Here is a 24,603-nt window from a genome sequence, read left to right as displayed (position 1 = left end):
TGACCGCAGGCTCCATGTCCTCATCCCAGTTGCCGTGGGCTCCCGCCCACAGTGCTGTACCCCAACGGTGCGCCCTTCGTTGCGTGCCATCCTTCAGAAAGGCTCTTCCATGAGCACCAAGATCTACGTGGGCAACCTGCCCTATTCCGTGACCGATTCCAGCCTGCAAAGCAACTTTGCCGAGTTCGGCAATGTGTCCTCCGCCAAGGTCATGATGGACCGCGAAACCGGTCGCTCCAAGGGCTTTGGCTTTGTCGAAATGGCGTCGGCCGAAGTGGCCCAAGCCGCCATCAGCGCGCTGCACGGCATGTCCGTCGATGGGCGCTCGATTGTGGTGAATCTGGCCCGCCCCCGTGAAGAAGGTGGCGGCGCAGGGGGCTACAGCGCCAATGGCTACAGTGCGAGCAAACGCTCGGACGTTGGCTATGGCACGGGCGGCTACGGCGGCGGCCGCTATTGAGCCCTGTGGCTCATGAAAAAAGCCGGCTCGCTGCAGCCGGCTTTTTTCGTCTCGCTCCATGCCCTTGCATGGGCCGCAGGCCAAGGCGGGCCGATGGTGCTCGACGCCGCTGCGGTGGCCGACTCAAAGACTATTGAGCGGCAACGGCCCCAGCACCACCCCGTCTGCGCGGGCGCTAACCATTGAGCGCTGCCGCCTCACACTTCACCTGCAGCCCGGGCGGGGGGTACCACCGGTGCCTGGGCCAGTTCTGGCTGCAGCAATAGGCGGTGCGTAGCGCTGTAGCACACAAACCGGCGGTTGGTGGCGCGCCCGATGGCGCACAGGCCCAGCTGCTGAGCCACGGCGTGGCCCATTTGGGTCATGCCGCTTCGAGACACCACAATGGGCACCCCCATCTGCGCCGACTTGATGACCATCTCGCTGGTAAGGCGGCCGGTGGTGTAGAACACCTTGTCTGCCCCCGACATGGGAGAGGTTGCGGGGTCTCCTGCCCAGTCGCTGGATGAGCACGTCTCAGGATTCATCCACATCCAACCTGCGATGGTGTCGATCGCATTGTGGCGGCCGACGTCTTCCACAAAAATCAGTAAGTCCTCCCCCTTGAACAGGGCACAGCCGTGCACCGAACCGGACGACTTGTAGGTGGTCTCCTTGAGGCGAATCGCGTTGACGATGCCGTACAGCTGGCCCTGGGTCAGGTGGGCTTCGGGCAACTGGATGCGGTCCACTTCGTCCATTAGCCCGCCAAACACGCTGCCCTGTCCGCAGCCCGTGGTGACGACCTTGCTGGCCGTGCGCTCTTCGATCCGTGCAATGCCATGGCGCGTGCGCACAGCGGCGGCGTGGACCTCCCAATCGACCGTGATCGATTCGATGTCGAGCACCGATTCGACCAGCCGCTGGTTGCGCAGATAACCCAGCACCAGCAGCTCTGGTTGTGCGCCCAGTGTCATCAGCGTCACGAGCTCGCGCTTGTCTACGTAGATCGTGAGCGGACGCTCGGCGGGAATCTGTACCTGCTCCCGTGCGCCCAGTTCGTTGACGACCTCGACTGCATGGGTCAGCGGTGCGTGGGCCTGCGTCAGGCGCGGCAGAGAGGGCGAAGACAAACCGGAAGGAGTGGGCAAAGAACTGGAACTCATGGGGCAAATATACGCAGTGTGGTGCTACGGCGGTTGGCGCACTGGAATGAACCGCTGCGTGGCCCGGTCCACTGCACCAAGGGGGCAGGCTGGTGCCGTATCGCTCTGCGAGTGCTGGCTCGGCGATGCGCTTGGCACATCGCGCCCACAAAAAAAGCCGCGCCTCACGAGGGAACGCGGCTTCGAGCACAGCGCTGCAGGGCGCGTGTCAGGACTTGGAGGCTGGTGCAGCTGCAGCGGCAGGTACCTGAGTGCTGGGAGGGCTGCTGGCTGTGCCAGGTGGCGAGTGTGCACCAGCAGCCTCTGCAGGCTTGGCCGCTGGCGGCGTGTAGGCGAAGGGACCAGGGTCCGTGCAAGCAGCACCAGTAGCAGCCGCTGGCTTGGCCGAAGGCGTGGTCTTGCGGTAGTGCGCAGCCACCTTGTCTTGCGACAGGCACAACTTGTAGTTGTCCACCTTGCCAGCCCACGCAGCCTTGGCTGCCGCTTCGGCGGCCTTGGCGGCCGCCTCGGGGGACGGGGCCGGCAGCTTGGCGGATGCCACAGTGCATACGGCTGCCGCGCACAGCGCCAGCCAAGAGGTGCGGATGCTTGATCTCGTCATGGAGTGGATCCTCATACCTGGGCGGGCTGCTGGCCCGCAGATGCTGTTACGTCGGTCGCTGACTGGCTGGCGCTGCGCTGGCGCGGGATCTTGCCGGCCTGCACATCGTCGTACCACAGCTCATGGTGTTCCTTGGCCCAGCCCTCGCTCACATAGCCGGTGCGCATGGCCTTGTAGGCACCCTTCATGCCCACTGTGCCCATGTAGATATGACCACAGATCAGCGCCATCATCCAGATGGCCAGAGTGGCGTGGATCATGTGGGCGATCTGCATGTCGCCACGCACGTCGCCAAAGCCGGGGATGAGTTTGTCGAGCACCAGGCCAGTGGCCACCACGAAGATGCCGGGGATGGTGATGCCCCACCAGAACAAGCCCTTCTCGCCCGCATTGAAGCGGTGTGAGGGCACCTCGTGATTGCCCTTGCCCAGCATGCCGCCGCCCTTGGCCAACCAGACAAAGTCAGCGCGGTTGGCGATGTTGTCCTTGATGAAGGTAAGAATGATCACCAGCAGCGACACTGCAAACAACGGACCCACAAAGTTGTGAACGTTCTTGAGCGCATAGGTCAACCAGCCAAAAAGCGTGGTCCCCAGGATGGGCAACAGGAAGAACTTGCCAAACGCCATCACGATGCCGGAGATGGCCAGCGCGACGAATGCAAACGCATTGGCCCAGTGGGCCGCGCGCTCGAACGGGGTGAAACGCTCGATACGGCGGGGACCGGTGCCGTCGGGATGCTCATGCCCCAGCGGGCCTTTCACAAAGTAGAAGATGCCCAAAGCCAGCAACACAATGGCAAACAGCGCCGCACCGTAGGGGATGATCCAGTGGTTGCGCACTTGCCGCCACGCCTCGCCCGCATTGGTGTAGCGCGAGCCGGGGTACTGCACAAAGCGCTGGATCAGGTTGCCCGCCTCGGGCGCCTGGGTCTCAGGCAAGCTGCTGTAGCCTGTCACGCCCTGCCCCACCTGGCGCCACATGGGCGCGTTGTTGCCGGGCTGCACCTTCATGCGCTCGCCATTGGTCTGTTCCGCGTATTTGGGATCAGCGCTGGCGTCGGGTTTGACCTGAAAGATATTCTGGCTTTGTACCCCCCCCACCGCAGCCGGTGCAGCCGTGGCTGCAGGAGCTGCCGCAGATGCGTCGGGCGCAGGAGGCGGCGTCTGGGCGCCAGCCACCCCACAGGCCAGGCTGGCCGCCAAGGCCATGGACCACACGATGTATTTCATGGTGGACCTCACTTCGCCTGGGTGCGGGTGTATTCGTTCTGGCCGTACTGCTGGCGCGCTTTCAACTGCGCCTCCCAGCTGGTTTTGTCGCCGGCTTTCCAGCCAGGCTGCGTGAAGTTGCTGCCGGTGCCGGCGTAAGACGGAGCATCGCTGCGAATGCCCGCGCCGGTCTGCGGTTTCTCGCCGCAGCCCGTCAATGCCAGGGCGGCCACCGCAGCGGCCAAGGTCATGTGTATGGTGCGCTGCATCATGACTTGCCTCCTGCAGGCTGACCTGCCTGCTGTGAGCCGTAGGCCGTGCCCCAGCCCCACACTTCGGCGCCCTTGCCACGCTGCACCACGCGGTTGCGGAAGATGTCCGCCACCACATCGCCGTCACCGGCCAGCAGGGCTTTGGTAGAACACATTTCTGCGCAGGCGGGCAGCTTGCCTTCGGCCAGGCGATTGCGGCCGTATTTTTCAAACTCGGCCTGGCTGCCATGGGTTTCAGGACCACCGGCGCAGAAGGTGCACTTGTCCATCTTGCCGCGCACACCAAAGGTGCCGGATGACGGGAACTGCGGCGCGCCAAACGGGCAGGCATAACTGCAGTAGCCGCAGCCAATGCACACGTCCTTGTCGTGCAACACCACACCCTCTTCGGTGCGGTAGAAGCAGTTGACAGGGCAGACCGCCATGCAGGGTGCGTCGCTGCAGTGCATGCAGGCCACCGAGATGGACTTTTCACCCGGCACACCGTCGTTCAGGGTGACCACGCGGCGGCGGTTCACGCCCCAGGGTACTTCGTGTTCGTTCTTGCAGGCGGTCACGCAGCCGTTGCATTCGATGCAGCGCTCTGCGTCACAGATGAATTTCATTCGTGCCATGTGTGTCTCCTTGCGTGGCGCGATCAGGCGCGTTCCACGTTGCAGATCGTGGTCTTGGTTTCTTGCATCATGGTCACGCTGTCGTAGCCATAGGTGGTGGCCGTGTTCACGGCTTCACCGCGCACCACAGGTGCCGCACCCTTGGGGTAGTACGCCAGCATATCCGCCCCTTGCCAGCGGCCCGAGAAGTGGAAAGGCATCCACACGGTATCGGGTGCCACGCGCTCGGTGACGAGTGCTTGCACATTGATGCGGGCACCGGTGGGAGAACTGAGCCATACACGCTCGCCGTTGCGGATGCCCCGGTCGGCCGCTGTCTTGGGGTTGATCTCGACGAACGACTCCTGCTGCAGTTCCGCGAGCCAGGGGTTAGAGCGAGTTTCCTCGCCGCCGCCTTCGTACTCCACGAGTCGGCCCGAGCTCATGATGAGCGGGAATTTCTCGTGCACCTTGTCGGCCACGTTTTTCTCCTGCACGCTCTTGTACAGCGTGGGCAGGCGCCAGAAGGCCTTCTTGTCGTCGTGGGTCGGGTACTTGGCCATGAGGTCAGGACGCGTGCCATACAGAGGCTCACGGTGCTGCGGAATGGCGTCAGGGAAGTTCCACACCACAGCGCGCGCCTTGGCATTGCCGAATGGATGGCAACCGTGCTTGAGGGCCACCCGGATGATCGCGCCCGTGGGGTCGGTCTTCCAGTTCTTGCCCTCGGCCTTGGCCTTTTCGGCATCGCTCAGATCGTCCCACCAGCCCAGTTTCTTGAGCAGCACGTGGTCGAACTCGGGGTAGCCCGTGGTGATCTCGCTGCCCACCGAATGGGAGCCGTCCTCTGCGAGCAGGTTGACGCCATCCTTTTCCACGCCGAAGTTGGCGCGGAAGTTGCCGCCGCCTTCCATCACATGCTTGGAGGTGTCGTACAGATTGGGCGAGCCTGGGTGCTTGAGCTCCGGCGTGCCGTAGCAGGGCCATGGCAGGCCAAAATAGTCACCGCCAAAGTCGTAGCCAGTCTCCTTGTCCTTGCCGCCCTTGGCCTTCAGGGTCTTCACATCGAACAGGTGCATGTTCTTCATGTGGGCCTTCAGGCGCTCAGGGCTCTGGCCGGTGTAGCCAATGGTCCAGACCGACTTGTTGATCTCGCGCAGGATGTCCTCGGGCACGGGCTCGTCCATGCCCTTGACCTTCTGCATCTTGTAGTTCTTGGAGAGCTCGGCGGCAAAGCCCAGCTTTTCGGCGAACTGGTGCATGATCATGTGATCGGAGCGGCTCTCCCACAGCGGCTCGATCACTTTTTCGCGCCACTGCAGCGACCGGTTGGATGCCGTGCACGAACCACTGGTCTCGAACTGCGTGGCTGCGGGCAGCAGGTACACCGCACGGTTCGGGTTCAAATCTTCGGCCTTGCCTGGCATGGCAGCCATCGCGGCGGTGGCGGACGGGTAAGGATCCACCACCACCAGCAGGTCCAGCTTGTCCATGGCGCGCTTCATCTCCAGACCACGGGTCTGCGAGTTGGGCGCATGGCCCCAGAAGAACACGCCGCGCAGATTGGAGTCCTGGTCGATCAGCTCGTTGTTCTCCAGCACACCGTCGATCCAGCGCGACACGGTGATGCCGTTCTTGGTCATCATCGCGGGCGACGCATACTGCTTCTTGATCCACTCGAAGTCCACTCCCCACACAGCGGCGAAGTGCTTCCACGAGCCTTCGGCCAGGCCGTAGTAGCCAGGCAGCGAGTCTGGGTTGGGACCCACGTCGGTTGCGCCCTGCACGTTGTCGTGGCCGCGGAAGATGTTGGTGCCGCCACCGCTCTTGCCCACGTTGCCCAAAGCCAACTGCAAGATGCACGATGCACGCACGATGGCATTGCCGATGGTGTGCTGCGTCTGGCCCATGCACCACACGATGGTGCCAGGGTTGTTCTCGTGCAGCATCTTGGCGACCTTGAAAACCTGGTCTTCCTTGACGCCACAAGCCTCTTCCACCTTGTCAGGCGTCCACTTGGCCAGCACTTCGTCACGCACCTTGTCCATGCCATAGACACGGTCGTTGATGTACTTCTTGTCTTCCCAGCCGTTCTTGAAGATGTGGTACAGCACACCAAACAGGAAGGGAATGTCGGTACCGGAGCGGATGCGCACGTACTCGTCCGCCTTGGCGGCCGTGCGGGTGAAGCGCGGGTCCACCACGATCATCTTGCAGCCGGTTTCCTTGGCGTGCAGCATGTGCAACATGGACACCGGATGCGCTTCGGCCGCGTTGGAGCCGATGTACAGAGCGACCTTGCTGTTTTGCATGTCGTTGTACGAATTGGTCATGGCGCCGTAGCCCCATGTATTGGCCACCCCCGCCACCGTGGTGGAGTGGCAGATACGCGCCTGGTGGTCGCAGTTGTTGGTACCCCAGAAGCTCACGAACTTGCGCAGCAGATAGGCCTGCTCGTTGTTGTGCTTGGACGAACCCACAAAGTACACGCTGTCAGGACCGCTGGCCTTGCGCAGCTCCTGCATCTTGGCCGTGATTTCGTTCAGGGCCGTGTCCCAGCTGATGCGCTCGTATTTGCCGTTGACCAGCTTCATGGGATAACGCAGGCGGTACTCGCCATGACCGTGCTCGCGCAGCGCTGCGCCCTTGGCGCAGTGGGCACCCAGGTTGATGGGCGAGTCGAACACCGCCTCCTGGCGCACCCACACGCCGTTCTCGACCACGGCATCGACCGCGCAGCCCACCGAGCAGTGGGTGCACACCGTACGGCGCACTTCGATCTTGCTGTCGCCGATGCCGACCTTGGCACCTTCAGCAGCGTTGGATTTCTTGACCAGCGTGAGCTGCGAGGCCGCGATGCCCACGCCCACTCCTAGGCCAGAGCGGCGCAGGAACGAGCGACGGTCCATGGTGGGCAGGGCCTGCGACAGGCCACGGCGCAGGCTGTGCACAAAAGGCGATGCAGAGCCGTTGCCCTGCACAGAATGGGAAGACTTCTTGGTTAGCAACATGGCGTGCCCCGATGTCAAAGTTGGGTGGTCTTGTAGTACTGCTTCACGCGGGCAGACAGGTGGTAGCCACCGCCCTTTTCGGGTGCGACGCGCGCGGGCTCGGACACCACGGCATCGGACGGCGCGACATGGGGGAGTGCCACCACGGCTGCTGCGGCAGCCCCTACGGTGGCGGCGCCGGAAAAGAAGCTCCGGCGGGAGGAATTTGGCTGGCTGTTCTGCATGCTTGTCTCCAGAAAGGCTGGCAGCTATGAAACGGAATTCATACAGTCTATGTCAGTGTGTAAAAACCCGCCATCGGGCTTTACAACTCCCAGTAACACACTCATCTTTTGTAGCGGCATATCGAGGGTTTACGAGCATCTGGAGGGATCAATCCAACATGTCGAAGCCCTGGGTCTCCACCGACACAAAGGCCCGCGTGAAGTGCGCCACAGCCGCATAAAACCGTGCTTGCGGCTGTGCGGCCAAAGCATCGCAGAGCTGAAGAACCCAGGGCTGCAGATGCGTTGAAAAAAATTCACGCTGCGATGTCAGGTTGCAGACAGCTACATCGTCTCCAGCGATCAGGTAGCGCATGACCTCCAGCAGGTAGGCCACGTGGTCCTCGGTCTCGGGCATGGTCTCGTCCCGCGCCAGGCCCAGCTGCTGCAGATCGGTACGCAGACGCGCCAGCGGCTTCTCGTTGAGAAACCCGCTGAGGTAGTGCGAGCCATACAAAAACACCTCGGGCTTGCCCACACCACCAAAGAGCCGGTCAAACTCTTGCGCAATGGCAGCATCGCTGAGCGCACGCGACGCCGCCACCAGTTGCTGCCAGGGCTCCTGCAAAAAGCCGCCATCGGCAGGCGCCTCCGTCACTGCCACCCGCAAGGCCGACAGCAGCTCCGGGCCGGGCGCTGCGTAGTACAGCTGCGACAACAAGCCATACAGCTCGGCGCGGGCGGTTTCTTCATCGAGCGCAGAGCTGCCGCCCAGGGGGGTCAAGGTGGATGGAGCGCTCACAGGTCGGTCACTTTCGTCTCGTTTTGTGCGGAATACAAGTCAATCACGCGGCAGTCACTGCACATCTTCAGCCGCTCCAGCGCCTCGCCCTGGAACATGGGGTGGCCCGACAGTTTGCCCAGCATGGCCTCGATGGCTTTCACCGTGCCAAAGGGTTTGCTGCAGCGCACACAGGCCCAGGGCTTGGCCTCGTTGAGCACACGCAGCTGTGCACGCTCGGGCGTGAGCAGCAGGCGCGGCTGCAGGGTGATGGCGTCTTCGGGGCAGGTGGTGGCGCACAGGCCACACTGCACGCAGTTCTTTTCGATGAAGCGCAGCTGCGGCATCTGCGGGTTGTCCTGCAGCGCACTGGCGGGGCAGGCGCTCACGCAGCTCAGGCACAGGGTGCAGCGATCTTTGCTGACTTCAATCGTGCCCAGTGGCGACCCCACGGCAGGCAGAGCAATGGCCGCAGGCCGCTCGTCTACGGGCATCGGGGCCTGCTCGATCAGGTGGTCGAGTGCCATCTCCAGCGTGCTGCGCTTCTCTTGGGCCACCGCAAAGCGTGCAGCCACGGCCGGGGTCTTCTGGCGCGTCTGGCCCAGGGTCTGCAGTGCAGCATCCAGCGCGGTGGGGTGGTTGGCACGCAGCAACTGCACATGGGTGCCGGTGTAGCCCAGGCCGCGCAGGATGGCCTGCGCCACGTCCATTTGCGCCTGCAGGCCTTCGAGGTACTGCGGGGCTTCTTCATCGGTACTCAACACCACCACCTGCGACGCACCATAGGCCATGGCACTCAGCCACAGGTCCACCCCCGTGCTGGCCGTGTGCCACAGCGCCACCGGGATCACGTTGGCAGGCACGCCGTGCGCCAGCTTCAGCTGAGCAGCACGGCCCAGTTCTTCCACCAGCGCCTGGCCGCGCTCCTGGCTGTGCAGCAGCAATACCGCATCCTTGCCGCCGGCGGCGGTGTAGGTGGACAGCAGCGTCTTGAGCTTGGTGCCCTGCTCCGTCGCACTGGGGTAGGCATAGGTCAGTGCGCCCGTGGGGCACACGGTGGTGCAGGCGCCGCAGCCCACACACAGGTTGGGGTTCACCTTGATTTGCTGGCGGCCCTTGTCGCTGCTGATGGCCTCGGCCGAGCAAATGTCCGCGCAGGCATTGCAGCCCACGGTTTCGTTGCGGCTGTGAGCGCAGAGCTTTTGTTTGTAGACAAAAAACTTGGGCTTCTCGAACTCGCCCACCAGCTCGCGCAGCTTGAGCAGCGTGCCCAGGTCCCGCCCGTCCCAGCGCAGGTAACCCTGCGGCAGCGCGTGCTGCAGGAAGGTGGGCGTGGCAGTGGATGAACGCAGGTCCAGCACCAGGTCAAAACGCTCGGTATGCGCCGTGGCATCTCGGGTGAAGTCGATGGCGCCCGCCACCTGGCACACCTTCACGCAGGCGCGGTGCGACTGGCAGGCGGCCAGGTCGATCTGGTAATCCAGGCCAATCGCGTTTTCGGGACAGGCCGCCACGCAGGCGTTGCAGCGCGTGCACAGGTCCAGGTCGATGGGGTTGTCGGCCGCCCATTGCAGCTCAAACGCACCCAGCCAGCCGGTGAGGCCCGTGATGCGGCCACCCAGCACCGGATAGCGCCGTGCCTGCGCGCCACCGGCATTGCCAGGGCCTTGGGTGAACAGCGTCACATCCAGCACATCCGACACCAGGGCAGCCGCCTGCTCGGCCTGGTCGAGCGGTCCGATGATCAGCAAGCGGCCCGTGCTTTTGTAGGTGACCGTGGGTACGGGCGGAGGGTCGGGCAGCCGGGCGGCCGCCAGCAGCGCGGCGATCTTGGGGCTGGCCTTGGCGGCATCGCGGCTCCAGCCCCCGGTTTCGCGGATGTTCACAAACCGGATGGGCGACACCGCGCCTTCGGTCTGCTGGCCCAGGTCGCCAAACAGGCGCTGCTCCTGGGTGCAGGCCACCACCACGTCCTGCCCGGACTGGATGGCCTTTTGGAACGCCCCCGCATCGCGCCGGCACAGGGTGGAGTGAAGGGTCAGGTCTTCATGCAGTGCCTCGCCCAACGCCTTGGCGTTGAGGGGCATCGTCTGGTTGCAGTCGCAGATGAGCGTCGTGGTCATTGTGGGTATGGCTGGCTGGCGTGACCACCGCATCCTGGGCAGAGCGTGGGGCCACCTCAGGCTCGCTAGAGGGAACGCTAGGAACAGCGTTGCATACCTGGGACTGTGCCACGTCTGGGGGGCTTTGCGCCTCCGCATCATCCCGAGGCTGACTGCCCGGCGGGGATATTGCGGCCGCAGGGGCCGCGTCCGGCGCAGCATCACCTGGCAAACCCTGCGCAGCGGTCGCGGCCTTTTTCTCGTGGTCAAAAAAGCCTAGTGCATGCGCACTGGCCATCTTGCGCAGCATGCCTGCAGGCAGCGGGTCGGGCTGGGTGTAGTCGCCGATGTAAATGTCCAGGCCGTCCATCACATTGAAGTGCGGGTCGGCAAACAGCTTTTTCATGGCCAGATTGCGCACCTCAGGCGACACGGCACGGGCCACAAACGGTTTGAAGTCGGACGCGGGCGTGAGCGCCTCAGCATCCGCCAATGTGGGCGGCGGTGGCACCTCCGGGGCAGGGGCTGCAGGTGCGACGGGCGCAGCCACAGCGGCCACCGGCGCGGGGGTTGCCACCTGGGGGGCGGGCGGCGGCGGGTCCTGCACGGGCTTGCCCGCTAGCACATCCTGCTTGCGCCGCGACCAGCGGCCGAGGAATCCGTCAGCCATGGTCGCCACCTCCTCGCGCGCCTCCCGCATGGCCGCCACCACCACCACCGCCGCCACGCGGCTTGTCGGTGGACACGGACGCGGGGTTGCCAAAGCGGTCCTGCAGCGTGCGAAAGCTCTCGGGCCGCTTGCGGCGCTTGGGCTCGGGCTGGTAATGCTCGGCCACAAAGGCGCGCAGTGCCTCCACCACCTCGGCATCGGCGGGCACTTGCTCCACGGTTTCCTGTGCGTCCAGCCAGCGGCCGGCGTCGTGGTAGCTCAGGCTCACCGCCACCGGGCGGGCCATGGGGACCTCGCCCGCGCCGGTGTCTTCATCCTGGCGCCACATCACAAACCAGCAGGGCGCGGGCGAAGTGAGGTTCAGGTGATAACCCTCGGCGTCGTCGCGGAACAGCTCCACGCGAAAGCCCGGGAACAGCCAGCGCTGCTCGCGCTCGTCCTGGATCAGAGGGCGGGGTTCGGTCCCAAAGGCGGGCTCGTGGATCACCACCTCGGCCAGCGACCACCGCCAGGGCTGCCAGCGGTTGTCGATGTGCTCGCGCCGCATGATCACGGCAACGTCGGTGTAGGGGCGCTCTGTCATGGGCTGCGACTGTACCCCGGAGTAACCCCTTGCCCGCAGCGCGCGGTGCAAAGCCCCACAGCCAGCGTACGGATCACGCGGTGTCAGCCCGGCACGCCAGTGGCCTGCATGACCTCCACCGCCACGGCGCAATATTTGAATTCGGGGATCTTGCCGAACGGGTCCAGCGCCGCGTTGGTGAGCAGATTGGCCGCCGCCTCCACATAGGCAAATGGCATGAACACCGTGCCGCGCGGCGTGCCGTCGTCGCGGCGCACGCGCACCTGCACCATGCCGCGCCGCGAGCGGATGCCCACCAGCGCGCCGGGCGCCACGCCCAGCCGCGCCAGTTCGTCGCCATGCAGCGACGCGGTGGCCATGGGCTCGATCGCGTCCAGCACGGTGCTGCGCCGCGTCATGCTACCGGTGTGCCAGTGCTCCAGCTGGCGACCGGTGATGAGTACCAGGGGGTAGTCGGCATCGGGCTTCTCTGCCGCCGGGATCACGCTGGCGGGCACCAACTGCAGGCGGCCCGTGGGCGTTGGGAATTTTTCGGTGAAGACGATGGGCTGGCCCGGGTCGTCAGGCGTGAGGCAGGGGTAGGTCACACTGGAATCGCGTGCGAGGCGGTCCCAGGTGATGCCCTCGATGCTGGCGTGCATGGCCTGGCGCATTTCGTCGTAGACAGCGGCCACGCCAGACTCCTCGCCTTCGTAGTTCCAGCCAAGCCCCATGCGCGCGGCGATCTGCTGGATGATCCACAGGTCTGGCTGCGCATCGCCCGGCGGATTGAGCGCGCGGCGGCCCATCTGCACCATGCGGTCGGTGTTGCTGGCGGTGCCGGTTTTTTCAGGCCAGGCGCTGGCGGGCAGCACCACGTCGGCCAGCCAGGCGGTCTCGGTCAGGAAGATGTCCTGCACCACCAGGTGTGACAGGCTGGCCAGCGCGTGGCGCGCGTGGTTCAGGTCGGGGTCGCTCATGGCGGGGTTCTCGCCCATGATGTACATGCCGCGCACCTTGTGCGGGTCGCTGTCAGGCGCCAAGGCCTTGTGCATGATCTCGACCACGGTGTAGCCCGGTGCCTCATCGAGCTTGGTGCCCCAGAAATCCTCAAACCACGCATGCGCCCCGGCGTTGTCCACCCGCTGGTAGTTGGGGAACATCATGGGGATGAGCCCCGCGTCGCTCGCGCCCTGCACGTTGTTCTGGCCGCGCAGCGGGTGCAGGCCGGAGCCGGGCTTGCCGATCTGGCCGGTGACGGCGCACAGCGCAATCAGGCAGCGCGCGTTGTCGGTGCCGTGCACGTGCTGGCTCACGCCCATGCCCCAGAGGATCATCGATGCCTTGGTGCTAGCAAAAGCCCGCGCCACCTCACGCAGCGTCTCGGCCGGGATGCCGCACACCGGGGCCATGGCCTCGGGGCTGCAACCCATCACGTTGGCCTTCAAGGCCTCGAAGTTGTTGGCGCGGTCGCGGATGAAGGCCTCATCCACCAGGCCTTCGTCGATCACCGTGTGGATCAGCGCGTTGAGCATGGCCACGTCGGTGTCGGCCTTGAACTGCAGCGTGCGCCAGGCATGGCGGCCAATGTCGGTGATGCGCGGGTCGGCCAGCACAATTTTGGCGCCACGCTTCGCCGCGTTCTTCATCCACGTGGCCGCCACCGGGTGGTTGGCCGTGGGGTTGGAGCCGATCACGAAGATCAGCTCGGCATGTTCCACGTCGTGCACCGGGTTGCTCACCGCGCCGGAGCCCACGCCTTCGAGCAGCGCGGCCACGCTGGACGCGTGGCACAGCCGGGTGCAGTGGTCCACGTTGTTGCTGCCAAAACCGGTGCGCACCAGCTTCTGGAACAGGTAGGCCTCTTCATTGCTGCCCTTGGCCGAGCCGAAGCCCGCCAGCGCCTTGGGGCCGTGCGTGTCGCGCAGCGACCTGAGCGTGCCGGCGGCCAGGCCCAGCGCCTCGTCCCAGGTCGCTTCGCGGAAGGTGTCGCGCCAGTCGGCACCGTAGGGGCGCACCTCCTTGGGCACACCGGGTTTGCGGATCAGCGGCACCGTGAGGCGGTCGGGGTGGTGGGCGTAGTCGAAACCGAAGCGCCCCTTCACGCACAGGCGGCCGTGGTTGGCCGGGCCGTCGCGGCCTTCGACGCTGATGATCTTTTCATCGCGCACGTTGTAGGTGATGAGGCAGCCCACGCCGCAGAACGGGCAGACCGAGTCGACCTTGCGGTCCACCTTTTGCGAGCCGACGTGCGTCTTGGGGCTGAGCGCGCCCGTGGGGCAGGCCTGCACACATTCGCCGCAGGCCACGCAGGTGCTCTCGGCCATGGGGTCATCCAGGTCGAAGACGATCTTGCTGTCGGCACCGCGCAGCGCGTAGCCGATCACATCGTTCACCTGTTCCTCGCGGCAGGCGCGCACGCAGCGGTTGCACTGGATGCAGGCATCCAGATTCACGGCCATGGCCGGATGGCTCAGATCGGGCGCGGGTTGCTCGCGGCGCAGGGCTTGGAGCGCGGGGCGCACGGTGACGCCCAGGCGGCTGGCCCAGCGGCTCAGCTCGCCGTGCTGGCCTACCGCTGGGGCAGTTTTTGAATCCAATGGGCCTGTAGCGCTAGATGGATATGCACTAACAGCTATCAATTCAGGAGCATATTCAACCCCATCGTTCCATTGGTAGCCCACGTCCGGCATGTCGGACAGCAGCATCTCCACCACCATCTGCTGGCTCTTGCGGGCGCGGGGGCTGGCGGCCTTCACCTTCATGCCCTCGGTCGGCGCGCGGCAGCAGCTGGGGGCCAGCGTGCGCTCGCCCGCGATCTCCACCACACAGGCGCGGCAGTTGCCGTCGGGGCGCAGGCCGTCGCTGTAGCACAGGTGCGGGATCTCCACGCCGTGGCGCTGCGCAGCCTTCAGGATGGTTTCGCCAGGATGGGCGGTGACGGGCTGTCCGTCCAGCTCGAAAGCCACGCCGGGCTGCGCTGCGGCAGAAGTCAACACGGCGCTCATGGCTTCACCCCGGTAGGCAGTTGTTCGGTCAGCGGGCTGTTACGCGGCTTGGGCAAATCGCCCGGCCAGGGCTCCTCGCCCACTTCGTGCGCAAAGTATTTGTGGATGCAGCGGATGGGGTTGGGCGCAGCCTGGCCCAGGCCGCAGATAGAGGCGTCGGCCATTACCTGTGCCAGATCGTCGAGCAGTTCTTCATCCCACTTCGGCGCTTGCATCAGCGTGGCCGCCTTGGCCGTGCCCACACGGCAGGGCGTGCACTGGCCGCAGCTTTCGTGTTCAAAAAAGCGCATCACGTTCAGCGCCGCGTCGCGCGCGCGGTCGTGCTGGCTGAGCACGATGACGGCGGCCGAGCCGATAAAGCAGCCGTACGGCTGCAACGTGTCGAAGTCCAGAGGAATCTGGTTCAGGCTGGCAGGCAGGATGCCGCCCGAGGCGCCGCCGGGCAGGTACGCATAGAGCTGGTGGCCGTCCCGCATGCCGCCGCAGTATTCGTCGATGAGTTCCTGCACCGTGATGCCCGCAGGCGCGAGCTTGACGCCAGGGTGCTTCACCCGGCCGCTCACGCTGAAACTGCGCAGGCCCTTGCGGCCGTGGCGGCCAAAGCTGGCAAACCACTGCGGCCCGCGCTCCACGATGTCGCGCACCCAGTACAGCGTCTCGAAGTTGTGCTCCAGCGTGGGCCGGCCGAACAGACCCACCTGCGCGATGTAGGGCGGGCGCATGCGGGGTTCGCCACGCTTGCCTTCGATGCTCTCGATCATGGCCGACTCTTCGCCGCAGATGTAGGCGCCCGCGCCGCGCCGCAGTTCGATGTGGGGCAGCGGGCATGGCGGATCGGCACGCAGGTCGTCCAAAGCCCGCTGCAGCAGCGCACGGCAGCCGTGGTATTCGTCTCGCAGGTAGATATAGATGGCCTCGGTGCCCACCACCTGGGCGGCAATGAGCACCCCTTCCAGAAAGCGGTGCGGGTCGCGCTCCAGATAAGTGCGGTCCTTGAAGGTGCCGGGCTCGCCCTCGTCGATGTTGACGGCCATCACGGCCGTGCCTGCACGCTCCCCCGCTTCGCGTGGTCCGCTGCCCCCCGAGGGGGCCGTCGCCTCGCTTGGGGCGGCCCGGCGCTCGGCGAGCGCGGCCTGCTCGCGCACGATGCGCCACTTGCGCCCGGCCGGAAAGCCTGCGCCCCCCAATCCGCGCAGGCCGGAGTCTTCCATGGCGGCCAGCACGGCCTCGGCGTCCATCTCGCCATTGACCAGCGCAGCGGCGGTCTGGTACCCGCCGTGGGCACGGTAGGTGGCCAGGTCGGTGTGTGCGGGGCTGATTCCATCCGGCTGCGCAGGCACGCTCGCCTCCACACACTCAGCAATATCAAAATTGATAGCACCTTGGGCATATGGATGTAGCGCTACCGCCCGATTGGGCTTTAAATCAACTGCTTCCAGCACCCCACCGACCGTGGCGTGGGGCACCGGGCACTGGTGCACCACCGCCACGGGCGCCTGCTCGCACCGGCCCACGCAGGGCACAGCCAACACCTGCACATCGCCCTGCCCGGCCGCGCGCAGGCGCTCGGGCAGCGCGGCCAGCAGGTCGCGGGCGCCCGCCATGCTGCAGCTCAGGCTGTCGCACACCCGCACCACCAGGCGGGGCGCCTGGGCCTCTTCACCACGCACGATCTCGAAGTGGTGGTAAAAGCTCGCCACCTCGTACACCTCGGCCATCGGCAGGTTCATCTGCTTGGCGAGTGCCACCAGGTGCCGGTCGTGCAGCACGCCAAAGTGGTCGTTCAGGCGGTGCAGGTATTCGATGAGCAGGTCACGCCGAAAGCCGGTGGCCGGGCGCGGGCCCAGCAGTTGCGCCACCTCGGCCATGGCCGCGTCTTCGGGCTGGCGGCCCTTGAGGCGGCTTTTGCGGCGAATGCGTTCGCGCATGTCGTTGACGGACACGGCGGCGACGGTGGGGGCTTCGGGGGCAAGGTGCATGGACCGGGGGCGTGGGGGCGTTGATCTGGTTGTATGCAGGCACCTGCATAGGGTGCCCGGGCCGCCGCAGTGTCGGCCACGGGCGCCTGCGGCGTCAAATTGCCGATGCACATGGGTCGATCACAAAAACAAATGAAACGGCCGTTTTTGCAACTGCTCATGAATCACCCGCCGCAACCCGTGCGGTCAGCGCTCAATCGGCGACCAGAAGCCCACTGTGTGCGGCGGCGTGCTGCAACCAGTCGGGGTCCTGCGCCAGTGCCAGCGCTGCATCGAGGGCGCGGGTGGGCTGCACCTGCCGGTGCGACATGAATCCGATGGGCGTGGTGAGCACGGGAGCGGTAAGAGGCAGCGCCTCCAGCCCCTCATGGCCGCGCACGGCATCGACCAGCGCACCGGGCAGGACACTGCACAACTGGCCCGCCACCACGCTCAGCGCCAGGGTCAGCACCGAATCGGTTTCCATGGCCGGCATGACCGTGGCGCCTGCCGCGCGGAAGGCGCCATCGACCAGGCTGCGGTTGTGCATCTCCGGGGTGAGCAGGCACAGCGGCAGCGCCGCCGCATCGGCCCAGGCCATGGACGGGCCGATCTGCAGCCCACGCGCCGGGCCCTGGAGCGGGCGCGGTGCGCGGCGCAGCAGAAAGTAGTGCTCGACATACTGCGGCCAGGCCCGCAGTGGCCCACCGCGTGCGGGCATGCGCTCGGTGTAGCCCAGCGCCAGGTCCAGCGAAATGTTTTCCAGCCCGGCCTCCAGCGCCTGCGAGCTCATCGACAGTGCCACCGGCACGATGCCCGGGTGCCGCGCCTGCAGCTGCACCGCAAACCGCGCGAGGATGGGCATGGCCGTGGGCACCGCGCCCAGGCGCAGCGTGCCGCGCGGGTGGGCGGCGTCGCCGCTCAGGTCCTGCTGCAGCACCTGGTGCTCGTGCAGCATGCGCTGGGCGGATGCCAGTACACGCTCACCCTCAGGCGTGAAGCCTTCAAAGCTGCGCCCTCGGCGCACCACCACCACGCCAAACTCCTTTTCCAGCGCGCGCAGCGCGTTGGAGAGCGCCGGCTGCGTGATGTGGCAGGCCTGCGCCGCCCGGCCAAAGTGCCGGTGCTCGTGCAGCGCCACCAGGTAGCGCAGGGACGCGAGCAGGTTCATGGCGCGGTGGGGCGACTCAGGAGGATCAGGTGTTCTTGCTGATCGAGATGGTGGGGAACTTGTTCGAGAAGTCCTTGGCCTGCTGGGCGATCTTCACCGCCACATCGCGCGCCACCTTCTTGTAGATCTTGGCCACGTCCCCGTCCGGGTCGGCCACCACGGTGGGCTTGCCGCTGTCGGCCTGCAGGCGGATGCTCATGTCCAGCGGCAGCGCGCCCAGGTAGTCCATGTGGTATTCGGCCGCCATCTTCTTGCCGCCGTCGGCGCCAAAGATGTGCTCCACATGGCCGCAGTTGCTGCACACATGGGCTGCCATGTTCTCGACGATGCCGAGGATGGGCACACCCACCTTCTCGAACATCTTGATGCCCTTCTTGGCGTCCAGCAGTGCGATGTCCTGCGGTGTGGTCACGATCACGGCGCCGGTCATGGGCACGCGCTGGCTCAGCGTGAGCTGGATGTCGCCAGTGCCGGGCGGCATGTCGATGATGAGGTAGTCGAGGTCTTTCCAGTTGGTCTGGCGCAAGAGCTGCTCCAGCGCCTGGGTGGCCATGGGGCCGCGCCAGATCATGGCTTCGTCCTGGTCCACCAGGAAGCCGATGGACATGACCTGCACGCCGTAGTTTTCGAGCGGCTCCATGGTCTTGCCGTCGTCGCTTTCGGGGCGGCGGTTGATGCCCAGCATCATGGGCTGGCTGGGGCCGTAGATGTCGGCGTCGAGCACGCCAACACTGGCGCCTTCTGCAGCGAGGGCCAGGGCCAGGTTGGCGGCCGTGGTGCTCTTGCCCACGCCGCCCTTGCCCGAGGCCACGGCGATGATGTTCTTGACCTGGGGCAAGAGCTGCACGCCGCGCTGCACGGCATGGGCGATGACCTTGGTGGTGATGTTGACCGACACGTTGTCCACCCCCGCCACGCCCTTGGCGGCGGCCACCAGCTGGCGGCGCAGCTCGGGCACCAGGCTCTTGGCGGGGTAGCCCAGTTCCACGTCAAACGCCACGTCGCCACCGGTGATCTGCAGGTTGCGCAGGGCGCGGGTGCTGACAAAATCCTTGCCCGTGTGGGGGTCCAGCACGCTGGAAAGTGCGGCCAAAAGGCCCTGTTCGGTGACTGCCATTCAAATAACTCCTGTGGGGCCGGTAGTCTATTCCCAAGCTCCCGCCCCCTGCCGCTGAAGGACAATGCGCACCGCATTGCACCGTCGCACTCACCCCAAAAGGCCTCCCGTGAAATTCAAGATGTCCGAAAACTCCCTGTTTGCCGTCCTGCTGCGCTCGCCGTGGTGGATCAGCTTTGTGGTGGTGGGCCTCATCACGCTGGCGGCCGGGGCGTTGTTGCCCAAGGAGTACTTTGTCGTGGGCGCGCTGGCAGGGTTCCCCATCTTTGTGGTGGGCTGCATCGCAGCCTGGAAGCAGCTGCGCGCGCCCAACCCCGCCAAGGTGGTGGAGATGCTGGAGGCCGTGGGCAGCATGCCCTGGCGCAGCTTCGCCGACACCCTGGCCACCGCCTGGGAACGCGCGGGCTACAGCGTGGAGCGCCTGACCGGCAGCAACGCCACCGGGGCCGACATGCGCCTGAGCCAGGGCGGCAAGACCACGCTGGTCAGCGCCAAGCGCTGGAAGGCCGCTACCCACGGGGTGGAGCCCCTGCGGGAGCTGCACACGGCCATGACCGCTGCCGATGCGTCGGCGGGCGTTTACGTGGCCGCCCTGGGCCAGGTCAGCGAGAACGCCCAGGCGTTTGCCCGGGAGCACGGCATCGTGGTGCTGCAAGGTGACGCGGTGGCGCAACTGCTGCTCAAGCAGCGTTAAGAACCTGTTCACAGTCTTTTTGGAGTTGCACAAGTGCCTTGCCGGGATGGGATGCAAGGCGCGGGGCGCTGCCAATAGCCCGTGCTATTGGCAAGCTTTGCTCCGCCGCAGACCGCCCGGCAAGGCACTTGCCCGAAGGGTTGGAGTGAAATCGGGCGATTGAACGCCCCGGCCGCTTGCATGGGCATGAGCCCATGCGGCGCACCCGAAGCATCCACTCCTCCCGATTGCACTCCAATGTAATCTCCAAAAAGACTGTGAACAGGTTCTAAGACCACCCCCTGTGGGGTGGCCCGCACATGCGGGTTTTCCCACATGAGCTGCGCCCGGGCGCCCCTCCACACTGGGAGCCTTACACCGCCCCACCGTCCATGCCCCCCACAACCCCTACCGCAGCCCCTGGCAACATACCCGCCACACCCGCCACGGGCCTGCTGCTGACTGGCGGCGGTGCCCGCGCTGCCTACCAGGTGGGCGTGCTGGAAGCCATTGCCGACCTGCGCCAGGCCTGTGGCGAAGGCGGCGGCCCCAACCCCTTTCCCATCATCACCGGCACCTCGGCGGGGGCCATCAACGCAGCCGCCCTGGCCTGCGGGGCCGACCACTTTGACCGTGCGGTACGCCGCATTGCACGCGTGTGGCGGCAGTTCCATGCCAGCCAAGTGTATGGCGCCGACTCGCTCAGCGTGATGCGCAGCGGCGCGCGCTGGCTCACGCTGGTGTCGCTGGGCTGGGCGCTGGCGCGCTGGCGGCGCATGCGGCCGCGCTCGCTGCTGGACAACTCGCCACTGGAGAAGCTGCTGGTCAAGATGGTGCCCCTGGTGCGCCTGCCCCGGCTGATCCGCAAGGGGCATCTCACCGCGCTCGCCGTGACGGCGTCCAGCTACAGCTCGGGCGAGCACGTCACCTTTTTTGAAGCGGCCACGCCCGTCAAGCCCTGGGTGCGCTCCCAGCGCAAGGCGGCCAGCGACCGCATCACGCACGAGCATCTGCTCGCGTCGTCGGCCATTCCCTTCATCTTTCCAGCCAAGGGCATCGAGGTGGATGACCACACCGAATACTTCGGCGATGGCTCCATGCGCCAGTCGGCGCCTATTGCCCCGGCCATCCATCTGGGGGCCGAGCGCATCCTGGTGATCGGCGCGGGCCGCATGCACGAGCCCAAGGGCGATGCCGCCGCCAACCCCACGGCCACCTACCCCACGCTGGCGCAGATTGCGGGGCATGCGCTGTCCAACATCTTTCTGGATGCGCTGGCGGTGGACGTGGAGCGCGTGCAGCGCATCAACCAGACCCTGTCGCTGATCCCCGAAGAAAAGCGCCTGCACAGCGCGCTGCGCCCCATCGAGCTGCTGGTGATCGCCCCCTCGCAGCGCCTGGACGCCGTGGCTGCGCGCCACGTGGGCGACCTGCCGGGCCCCGTGCGCACCATGCTGGGCGCCCTGGGGGTCACGTCCAACATGGCCGATGTGCGCGGCGCGGCGCTGGCCAGCTACCTGCTGTTCGAGTCCGGCTACACGCAGGAGCTGATGGCGCTGGGCCGGGCCGACACCCTGGCCATGCGGGCCGAGGTGTGCCAATTTTTTGGATGGACGGATACCGGTGCCGAGGTGCGGACGAAGCACCACGGAGCGGAGGACTGAGCCGCTGACCCCCTACGGTTTGGGCAACCAGCCCAGGCCGTGTGCGTGCAGGCTTTGCACATACAGCCGGTCGGCCGTCTCGGTGATGGCCGTGGTCTCGGGGTAGGCGCCGCTCGGGTCCTGCAGGTCGGCCACCACCTTGCCATCGTCGGTGAACGCGATCACGTGGCCGTAGGGCTGGGGAATGGGCCAGAGCGCGCGCGGCAGGCGCAGGGTCAGGCTGCGCAGCCAGGGCTTGCCCGCCATGTTGTCGATGGCTGCTCCGCGCGGCTTGGCAAAGCCCAGCCACACCTTGTCGTCCTGCCCACGCATCAGGTTGTCGGGGTAACCGGGCAGGTTGTCGAGTAGCACGCGGGCCTGGGGGCTGGCCTGACCAATGTCGAGGTCATTCGCATCCACCGCAATCTTCCACACCCGGTATTTGCCGGTTTCGTTGACGAACAGGCTTTTCTCGTCCTGGCTCAGCGCCACGCCGTTGGCAAAGCTGATGCCCCGGGCGACCACGCGTGCGGTGCGGGTGGCGGGGTCGTATTCGATCACCCGGCCCGTGCTGGCCTGCTCGAGGATGTCGAGCACGCTGGCCTCAAACGTACCGCCCCAGTCCTTGGGGGCAAAGCGGGTGGAGGCGTCGCTCAGGTACATCTTGCCGTTCTGGGCCACCACCACAGCGTCGGCATAGCGGATGGGGTCGTCGCCCACCTTGTCGGCCAGCACGGTGAGCTTGCCGTCCGGAGCGATGGACAGCAGGCCCTTGATGGCATCGGCCGCGATCAGGTGGCCCGCCGCATCGAAGTCGAATCCCAGCACCCGCCCGCCGGTGTTGGCAAACACCTCCTGACCCGAGCCGTCGGGGTTCATGCGCAAAATGTTGCCGCTGAGCACGGTGGTGTAGAGCTTGCCGTCCTTGCCAAAGGCGATGTGCTCGGGGCCCACCTCGCCTTTGAGATCAATGATGTTCAGCTGGGCCAGGCGCTGGTTGGGGGCGTGCACGCCCTGGTAGCCAGGGGCGGCAGGTGCAGTCCAGGCCACCGGCTGAATGGGCACAGGCCACGCCGCCAGATAGGCAGCCACCACCAATATCGCGCCACCCACGCCCCACCCCACCCGTTTTGCCCATGTTCTGGCCATGTGTTGTCTCCTCATGATTATTTGACTGCGGGGCATTGTGGCGCCGTCAGAGGCTGGCGCACAGGCCACGGCTGGCACCTGCGCGACCGGGCCTATCCGGTGCAGCGCCTGCAGCGGTCAAGGACACTGCCGACCGCCTAAAATCACGGGTTCCGCCTGAGAAAGCCGCATTCCATGACGACCTCCGCCCGCAAACTCTTCGTTACCACCGCCCTGCCGTACGCCAACGGCAACTTCCACATCGGCCACATCATGGAATACATCCAGGCCGACATCTGGGTGCGGTACCAGCGCATGCAGGGCCACGCGGTGAACTTTGTGGGGGCCGACGACACCCACGGCGCGCCCATCATGATCGCCGCCGAAAAGGCCGGCAAGACGCCCCAGCAGTTCGTGGCCGACATTGCTGCCGGCCGCAAGCAGTACCTGGACGGCTTTCACATCAGCTTTGACAACTGGCACAGCACCGACGCGCCCGAAAACCACGAGCTGGCCCGCCAGATCTACCGCGACCTGCGCGACCGCGCCGACGGTGGTCTGATCGAGGTGCGCACCATCGAGCAGTTCTTCGACCCCGAGAAGAACATGTTCCTGCCCGACCGCTACATCAAGGGCGAATGCCCCAAGTGCCACGCCAAGGACCAGTACGGCGACAACTGCGAGGTGTGCGGCACGGTGTACGCGCCCACCGACCTCATCAACCCCTTCTCGGCCCTGTCGGGTGCCAAGCCCGAGCTGAAGAATTCAGAGCACTTCTTCTTCAAGCTGTCGGACCCACGCTGCGTGGAGTTTCTGGAGAACTGGACGCAGGACGGCAAGCTGCAGCCCGAGGTGGCCAACAAGATCAAGGAGTGGTTCACCGTCCGCACCAACCCCGACGGCACCACCAGCGAAGGCCTGGGCGACTGGGACATCAGCCGCGACGCGCCCTACTTCGGCATCGAGATCCCCGATGCGCCGGGCAAATACTTCTACGTGTGGCTGGACGCGCCCGTGGGCTACCTCGCGTCGCTGAAGAATCTGCTGGAAAAGCGCGGCGAAAGCTACGACGCCTACATGGCCGACCCGGCGATGGAGCAGTACCACTTCATTGGCAAGGACATCGTCACCTTCCACACCCTGTTCTGGCCCGCCATGCTGCACTTCAGCGGCCGCAAGACGCCCAACAACGTGTTTGTGCACGGCTTTTTGACCGTGAACAACGGCGAGAAGATGAGCAAGAGCCGGGGCACGGGCCTGGACCCGCTCAAGTACCTGAGCCTGAACATGAATGCGGAATGGCTGCGCTACTACCTGGCGGCCAAACTGAGCGCACGCAACGAAGACATCGACTTCAATGCCGAAGACTTCATGCTGCGTGTGAACAGCGATTTGATCGGCAAATATGTGAACATTGCCAGCCGGGCGGCGGGCTTCTTGACCAAGCGCTTTGACGGCAAGCTGACCGACCAATTTGGCACCACGGGCGCGGCCCTGCTGGCCGAGGTGCGCGGTGCCAGCGACGCCATCGCGCAGATGTACGAAACGCGGGAATACAGCAAGGCCACGCGCGAGATCATGCTGCTGGCCGACAAGGTCAACGCCTATGTGGACCAGAACAAGCCCTGGGATCTGGCCAAGGACGCTGCCAACAACGAGGCCCTGCACCAGGTGTGCTCGGTGCTGGTCAACGCCTTTGCCGCACTCACCCGCTACCTGGCCCCCGTGCTGCCGGGCCTGGCCAAGGCGGTGCAAGGCTTTGTGGGTGTGAACATGCAGCAGTGGAACGTGGCGGGCGACGTGCAGGCCATCCAGCCCTACCAGCACCTGATGCAGCGCGTCACCCCCGAACAACTCGAAGCATTGTTTGAGCCACCGGCGCAGGCAGAAAAAGCGCCAGCAGCTACAGAAACCGTAGCATCCCCTGGTGGTGAAGAACTCGCCCCCACGATCACCATCGACGACTTCACCAAGATCGACCTGCGCATTGCGCTGATCGTGAACTGTGAGCCGGTCGAAGGCTCCACCAAGCTGCTGCGCCTGACGCTGGACGTGGGCGAAGGCCGCACGCGCAACGTGTTCAGCGGCATTGCCAGCGCTTACAAGCCCGAAGACCTGGTGGGCAAGCACACCGTGATGGTGGCCAACCTAGCCCCGCGCAAGATGAAGTTTGGCGTGAGCGAAGGCATGGTGCTGGCCGCCAGCCATGGTGACGAAAAGGCCAACCCTGGCATCTACGTGCTCAACCCCTGGCCGGGCGCCACGCCAGGCATGCGGGTGCGGTAAGGCGTGCA

20 protein-coding genes are annotated in these 24,603 nt (G+C 65.6%); 4 read left to right on the top strand and 16 right to left on the bottom strand.

Going from position 1 to position 24,603, the window contains the following annotated elements:
- Positions 1–109 precede the first annotated feature (109 nt).
- A complete protein-coding gene (locus ATF69_RS17600) occupies positions 110–460 on the top strand; it encodes an RNA recognition motif domain-containing protein (protein WP_056058635.1) in 351 nt (116 codons plus the stop codon).
- A gap of 197 nt (positions 461–657) precedes the next feature.
- Here the strand turns inward: ATF69_RS17600 and ATF69_RS17595 are convergent, their stop codons facing one another.
- The 15 genes from ATF69_RS17595 to apbC form a co-directional block, all read right to left on the bottom strand.
- Complete coding sequence (locus tag ATF69_RS17595) at positions 658–1,605, bottom strand: formate dehydrogenase accessory sulfurtransferase FdhD (RefSeq protein WP_146871778.1); 948 nt, start codon at positions 1,603–1,605, stop codon at positions 658–660.
- Positions 1,606–1,813: 208 nt separating this feature from the next.
- Positions 1,814–2,206: a hypothetical protein gene (locus ATF69_RS17590; RefSeq protein WP_146871777.1), complete on the bottom strand. Its 393-nt coding sequence runs from the start codon at positions 2,204–2,206 to the stop codon at positions 1,814–1,816.
- 11 nt (positions 2,207–2,217) lie between these two features.
- Complete coding sequence (locus ATF69_RS17585) at positions 2,218–3,438, bottom strand: formate dehydrogenase subunit gamma (RefSeq protein ID WP_056746762.1); 1,221 nt, start codon at positions 3,436–3,438, stop codon at positions 2,218–2,220.
- Positions 3,439–3,446: 8 nt separating this feature from the next.
- Positions 3,447–3,689, bottom strand: a complete 243-nt coding sequence (locus ATF69_RS17580) for a hypothetical protein (RefSeq protein ID WP_056058622.1) — start codon at positions 3,687–3,689, stop codon at positions 3,447–3,449.
- Complete coding sequence (fdh3B, locus tag ATF69_RS17575; protein WP_055402827.1) at positions 3,686–4,303, bottom strand: formate dehydrogenase FDH3 subunit beta; 618 nt, start codon at positions 4,301–4,303, stop codon at positions 3,686–3,688. The genes ATF69_RS17580 and fdh3B overlap by 4 nt, the downstream gene beginning before the upstream one ends.
- A gap of 23 nt (positions 4,304–4,326) precedes the next feature.
- Positions 4,327–7,293, bottom strand: coding sequence for a formate dehydrogenase subunit alpha (locus tag ATF69_RS17570; RefSeq protein WP_056746763.1), 2,967 nt, complete (start codon positions 7,291–7,293; stop codon positions 4,327–4,329).
- Positions 7,294–7,307: 14 nt separating this feature from the next.
- A complete protein-coding gene (locus ATF69_RS17565) occupies positions 7,308–7,517 on the bottom strand; it encodes a hypothetical protein (protein ID WP_056058615.1) in 210 nt (69 codons plus the stop codon).
- Between the two features lie 148 nt (positions 7,518–7,665).
- Positions 7,666–8,298 carry a TorD/DmsD family molecular chaperone gene (locus ATF69_RS17560; RefSeq protein WP_056058612.1) on the bottom strand — a complete coding sequence of 211 codons (633 nt, stop codon included), beginning with the start codon at positions 8,296–8,298 and terminating at the stop codon, positions 7,666–7,668.
- Complete coding sequence (locus tag ATF69_RS17555; protein ID WP_146871804.1) at positions 8,295–10,364, bottom strand: 4Fe-4S binding protein; 2,070 nt, start codon at positions 10,362–10,364, stop codon at positions 8,295–8,297. The genes ATF69_RS17560 and ATF69_RS17555 overlap by 4 nt, the downstream gene beginning before the upstream one ends.
- Positions 10,324–11,049 (bottom strand): DUF3306 domain-containing protein, encoded by a 726-nt coding sequence (locus ATF69_RS17550; RefSeq protein ID WP_146871776.1) that lies wholly within the window; start codon positions 11,047–11,049, stop codon positions 10,324–10,326. Before ATF69_RS17550 ends, ATF69_RS17555 begins: the two co-directional genes overlap by 41 nt.
- The gene (locus ATF69_RS17545; protein ID WP_146871775.1) at positions 11,042–11,632 is read right to left on the bottom strand and encodes a DUF3305 domain-containing protein; all 591 of its coding nucleotides are present in this window, start codon (positions 11,630–11,632) and stop codon (positions 11,042–11,044) included. Before ATF69_RS17545 ends, ATF69_RS17550 begins: the two co-directional genes overlap by 8 nt.
- Before the next feature lie 83 nt (positions 11,633–11,715).
- Positions 11,716–14,619 carry a formate dehydrogenase subunit alpha gene (fdhF, locus tag ATF69_RS17540; RefSeq protein ID WP_146871774.1) on the bottom strand — a complete coding sequence of 968 codons (2,904 nt, stop codon included), beginning with the start codon at positions 14,617–14,619 and terminating at the stop codon, positions 11,716–11,718.
- Positions 14,616–16,598 (bottom strand): NAD(P)H-dependent oxidoreductase subunit E, encoded by a 1,983-nt coding sequence (locus ATF69_RS17535; protein ID WP_146871773.1) that lies wholly within the window; start codon positions 16,596–16,598, stop codon positions 14,616–14,618. Before ATF69_RS17535 ends, fdhF begins: the two co-directional genes overlap by 4 nt.
- A 193-nt stretch (positions 16,599–16,791) precedes the next feature.
- Positions 16,792–17,748: a LysR substrate-binding domain-containing protein gene (locus ATF69_RS17530; RefSeq protein ID WP_146871772.1), complete on the bottom strand. Its 957-nt coding sequence runs from the start codon at positions 17,746–17,748 to the stop codon at positions 16,792–16,794.
- Between the two features lie 25 nt (positions 17,749–17,773).
- Positions 17,774–18,865 carry an iron-sulfur cluster carrier protein ApbC gene (gene apbC / locus ATF69_RS17525; RefSeq protein WP_146871771.1) on the bottom strand — a complete coding sequence of 364 codons (1,092 nt, stop codon included), beginning with the start codon at positions 18,863–18,865 and terminating at the stop codon, positions 17,774–17,776.
- A gap of 121 nt (positions 18,866–18,986) precedes the next feature.
- Here apbC and ATF69_RS17520 point away from each other — a divergent pair, with 121 nt between their 5' ends.
- Positions 18,987–19,559 (top strand): restriction endonuclease, encoded by a 573-nt coding sequence (locus ATF69_RS17520; RefSeq protein WP_056746975.1) that lies wholly within the window; start codon positions 18,987–18,989, stop codon positions 19,557–19,559.
- A gap of 371 nt (positions 19,560–19,930) precedes the next feature.
- Positions 19,931–21,202: a patatin-like phospholipase family protein gene (locus ATF69_RS17510; RefSeq protein ID WP_146871770.1), complete on the top strand. Its 1,272-nt coding sequence runs from the start codon at positions 19,931–19,933 to the stop codon at positions 21,200–21,202.
- Positions 21,203–21,214: 12 nt separating this feature from the next.
- Here the strand turns inward: ATF69_RS17510 and ATF69_RS17505 are convergent, their stop codons facing one another.
- A complete protein-coding gene (locus ATF69_RS17505) occupies positions 21,215–22,330 on the bottom strand; it encodes an SMP-30/gluconolactonase/LRE family protein (RefSeq protein WP_167514368.1) in 1,116 nt (371 codons plus the stop codon).
- Positions 22,331–22,504: 174 nt separating this feature from the next.
- Here ATF69_RS17505 and metG point away from each other — a divergent pair, with 174 nt between their 5' ends.
- A complete protein-coding gene (metG, locus tag ATF69_RS17500) occupies positions 22,505–24,595 on the top strand; it encodes a methionine--tRNA ligase (RefSeq protein WP_146871769.1) in 2,091 nt (696 codons plus the stop codon).
- Positions 24,596–24,603: the final 8 nt, after the last annotated feature.

The sequence above is a fragment of the Acidovorax delafieldii genome (genome assembly GCF_007993815.1).
Taxonomy (GTDB): Bacteria; Pseudomonadota; Gammaproteobacteria; order Burkholderiales; family Burkholderiaceae_C; genus Acidovorax; species Acidovorax delafieldii.
Note: the sequence above shows the minus strand (reverse complement) of the source record. Positions and strands in the feature narration are given on the sequence as shown.

What these genes read in the sequence shown, in the direction of transcription:
- ATF69_RS17600 (WP_056058635.1), top strand. Translation starts at nt 110, where the DNA reads ATGAGCACCAAGATCTACGTGGGCAACCTGCCCTATTCCGTGACCGAT.
- ATF69_RS17595 (WP_146871778.1), bottom strand. Translation starts at nt 1,605, where the DNA reads ATGAGTTCCAGTTCTTTGCCCACTCCTTCCGGTTTGTCTTCGCCCTCT.
- ATF69_RS17590 (WP_146871777.1), bottom strand. Translation starts at nt 2,206, where the DNA reads ATGACGAGATCAAGCATCCGCACCTCTTGGCTGGCGCTGTGCGCGGCA.
- ATF69_RS17585 (WP_056746762.1), bottom strand. Translation starts at nt 3,438, where the DNA reads ATGAAATACATCGTGTGGTCCATGGCCTTGGCGGCCAGCCTGGCCTGT.
- ATF69_RS17580 (WP_056058622.1), bottom strand. Translation starts at nt 3,689, where the DNA reads ATGATGCAGCGCACCATACACATGACCTTGGCCGCTGCGGTGGCCGCC.
- fdh3B (WP_055402827.1), bottom strand. Translation starts at nt 4,303, where the DNA reads ATGGCACGAATGAAATTCATCTGTGACGCAGAGCGCTGCATCGAATGC.
- ATF69_RS17570 (WP_056746763.1), bottom strand. Translation starts at nt 7,293, where the DNA reads ATGTTGCTAACCAAGAAGTCTTCCCATTCTGTGCAGGGCAACGGCTCT.
- ATF69_RS17565 (WP_056058615.1), bottom strand. Translation starts at nt 7,517, where the DNA reads ATGCAGAACAGCCAGCCAAATTCCTCCCGCCGGAGCTTCTTTTCCGGC.
- ATF69_RS17555 (WP_146871804.1), bottom strand. Translation starts at nt 10,364, where the DNA reads ATGCCCCTCAACGCCAAGGCGTTGGGCGAGGCACTGCATGAAGACCTG.
- ATF69_RS17550 (WP_146871776.1), bottom strand. Translation starts at nt 11,049, where the DNA reads ATGGCTGACGGATTCCTCGGCCGCTGGTCGCGGCGCAAGCAGGATGTG.
- ATF69_RS17545 (WP_146871775.1), bottom strand. Translation starts at nt 11,632, where the DNA reads ATGACAGAGCGCCCCTACACCGACGTTGCCGTGATCATGCGGCGCGAG.
- fdhF (WP_146871774.1), bottom strand. Translation starts at nt 14,619, where the DNA reads ATGAGCGCCGTGTTGACTTCTGCCGCAGCGCAGCCCGGCGTGGCTTTC.
- ATF69_RS17535 (WP_146871773.1), bottom strand. Translation starts at nt 16,598, where the DNA reads ATGCACCTTGCCCCCGAAGCCCCCACCGTCGCCGCCGTGTCCGTCAAC.
- ATF69_RS17530 (WP_146871772.1), bottom strand. Translation starts at nt 17,748, where the DNA reads ATGAACCTGCTCGCGTCCCTGCGCTACCTGGTGGCGCTGCACGAGCAC.
- apbC (WP_146871771.1), bottom strand. Translation starts at nt 18,865, where the DNA reads ATGGCAGTCACCGAACAGGGCCTTTTGGCCGCACTTTCCAGCGTGCTG.
- ATF69_RS17520 (WP_056746975.1), top strand. Translation starts at nt 18,987, where the DNA reads ATGTCCGAAAACTCCCTGTTTGCCGTCCTGCTGCGCTCGCCGTGGTGG.
- ATF69_RS17510 (WP_146871770.1), top strand. Translation starts at nt 19,931, where the DNA reads ATGCCCCCCACAACCCCTACCGCAGCCCCTGGCAACATACCCGCCACA.
- ATF69_RS17505 (WP_167514368.1), bottom strand. Translation starts at nt 22,330, where the DNA reads ATGGCCAGAACATGGGCAAAACGGGTGGGGTGGGGCGTGGGTGGCGCG.
- metG (WP_146871769.1), top strand. Translation starts at nt 22,505, where the DNA reads ATGACGACCTCCGCCCGCAAACTCTTCGTTACCACCGCCCTGCCGTAC.